This window comes from Paratractidigestivibacter sp. (genome assembly GCF_052362415.1).
Classification (GTDB): domain Bacteria; phylum Actinomycetota; class Coriobacteriia; order Coriobacteriales; family Atopobiaceae; genus Paratractidigestivibacter.
Genome location: NZ_DAWEMK010000160.1, coordinates 1 through 2,467, shown reverse-complemented (window position 1 = coordinate 2,467; position 2,467 = coordinate 1). Strand labels below are relative to the sequence as shown.

The window sequence follows — 2,467 nt, the reverse complement described above, 5'->3', positions numbered from 1 at the left end:
TCGAGCAGCTCGTTCGGGCGGCTCTTGTGGGAGTCGTAGTCCTTGCGGAAGACGAGCGCGACGAGGTGACCGTCCTTGCTCACGATGGGCAGAGTGTTGAGCTTGTGCTCCCAGATGAGGTCGTTGGCGACCTTGAGGGAGGTGCCGTCCTCGGCGCAGACGACTTTATCTGCCGGGGTCATGAACTCCTTGACCTTACGGTCGCGGGAATCGCGCGAGACGCGGTAGTCGCGCGAGGTGACGATGCCGCAAAACTTGCCGTGGGGCGAGCCGTCCTCGGTGACGGGCATCGTGGAGTGGCCGGTCTTGTCCAGGAGCTCGAGGACCTCGGCGAGCGTCATGTCCGGGGTGAGCGTGGAGTCGGAAACGACGAAGCCGGCCTTATAGGCCTTCACCTCGCGGACCATGGCGGCCTCGGACTCGGCGGTCTGGGAGCCGTAGATGAACGAGATGCCGCCTTCCTGGGCCAGCGCGATGGCGAGCTTGGGGCCGGAGACCGACTGCATGATGGCGGACACCATGGGGACGTTCAGGGTGATCGGGGACTCCTCGCCGCGCTTGAACTTGCACAGCGGGGTCTTCAGCGAGACGTTGGCGGGGATGTTCTCCGCCGAGGAATAACCGGGGACGAGCAGGTACTCAGAGAAGGTGTGCGATTCTCCCTCGAAGAACGTTGCCATACGGTTCTTTCTCCCTTCGCCTGCGTCGCGCAGGCCCCAGATGCGGCCATATTGCACGGTATTGTAGCATCGACGGCTCGGGCGCGACAGCTGTCAAGAAATACCCATTGAGCAGCTGATATGTTAGGTCACCAAACGAACTGTCAGCATACGGGGGCGGCCGACGCTTAGTTTGCTGCTCGGGCAGTCCTGTTCGCACGGAGGCCACGTCAAGTCGAAGAACACAAAGCGCCCCTTCGGTCCTTCCCTTTGAGCTAGTTCCGCATGAGCCGGAGGCCACTTAATGTGGCCTCCGTGCGAAGAGGACTGTCCGTAGCTCAAAGGGAAGGACCGAAGGGGCGCGGCGGAGCGAGGGGCTGGGGGTTACTTCGCGCCCTCGGACATGACCTCGTCGAAGTTGACGGCGATGTCGTGCTTGGTGGGGACCCACTCGACCTTCTTGAAGAGCGCAGCGACCGTGATGGGGATGTAGGTCATCATGAAGATCGGGAACGTGAAGAGGTTCGTGAAGATGCGCCATTTCTTCTTTGCGTGGATGTGCTTGCGCTCCGAGATCGTGGTGATCACGGCGAGCAGGAAGAACACGACGTACATCGAGGCGAAGGTCATGATGAGCGAGCCGACGCACATGGAGAGCTCGCCCTCGGTCGCGATGAAGCCGTGGGAAAGCGAGCCCACGATGAGGTAGACGGCGTTCACGAAGAACGAGAGCAGCGTCAAGATCATGCCGGGGGCGATGGTCATCAGCATGTCGTAGGAGGCGAACTGACCCTTGCGAATACCCTTGAGCAGGTCGCGGTTGTACGAGAAGAAGACCTGGTAGAAGCCCTTGGTCCAGCGCATGCGCTGCGTCCAAGAGGCCTTGAAGGTCAGCGGCTGCTCGTCGAAGAACTCGGCGGGCGCGAAGCCGATCTGGATGTTGTGCGCGCAGCAGAAGGTGGAGAACTGGATGTCCTCGGTGAGGGTGTGGAAGTCCCAGCCGTGCATGCCGCGGACTATCTTCTCGGAGACCATCCAGCCGGAGCCGGAGATGGCGCAGCTCGTGCCGACCATCATGCGGGCATTGTTGAGGAACTTGGCCTCGCGCAGGAACCAGGTGGCGTAGGCGGAGCTGATCCAGCTGGAGTCGAAGTTCTTCGAATTGCGGTAGCTCGTGCAGACGAGGTAGCCGGCGTCGAAGGCCTGGTTCATGATCTTGAGGTAGTCGGGCGCGATGATGTTGTCGGCGTCCATGACGATGAAGGCCTCGTACTTATCGCCGTACTCGTTGAGGATGCGGTCGAAGCCATAGTCCATGACCCAGCTCTTGCCCTTGCGCGCGAGGTCGTTGCGGTCCCAGGTGATGGCGCCGGCGGCCTCCGCCTCGGCGTGGGTGTTGTCGGTGCAGGAGTCGCAGACGACGAAGCAGTCGACGAGCTCGCGCGGGTAGTCCTGCGAGAGGATGGAGCGCACGAGGTTGCCGATGACCGGCTCCTCGTTGTGGGCGGCGATGAAGAACGCGTAGCGGTGGTTCTTCTTTGCCTCGGGGAGCTTCACCGTGCCGCGCATGAGCACGCGGATGATGTAGACCATCTGATAGAAGTACGCGAGCGTGAAGAAGAGCCAGATGATCAGGTTGAAGATCACGATCGGCGTGAGGCCGAGCCTTGCGAAGTCCATATGCGAGCGCTCCTCGGACGGCGACGTTTACGTTCCCTCAAGGCGGGCTCAGTCGTCGCAGCCGAGCCGCGGGCAGAGCTGCTCGCCGGCCGCGCAGGGCCCCGTCGCGCGCTCCTGTCTCTGTTCCG

2 protein-coding genes are annotated in these 2,467 nt (G+C 62.1%); both read right to left on the bottom strand.

The genetic code is table 11. From position 1 onward, the window contains the following. Positions 1-680, bottom strand: a 680-nt coding sequence (locus ACT84W_RS10320) for an IMP dehydrogenase (protein WP_444329145.1), incomplete at its 3' end; no start/stop codon positions are given. Positions 681-1,043: 363 nt separating this feature from the next. Further along, positions 1,044-2,339: a glycosyltransferase family 2 protein gene (locus ACT84W_RS10315; protein WP_417575490.1), complete on the bottom strand. Its 1,296-nt coding sequence runs from the start codon at positions 2,337-2,339 to the stop codon at positions 1,044-1,046. Positions 2,340-2,467 lie beyond the last annotated feature (128 nt).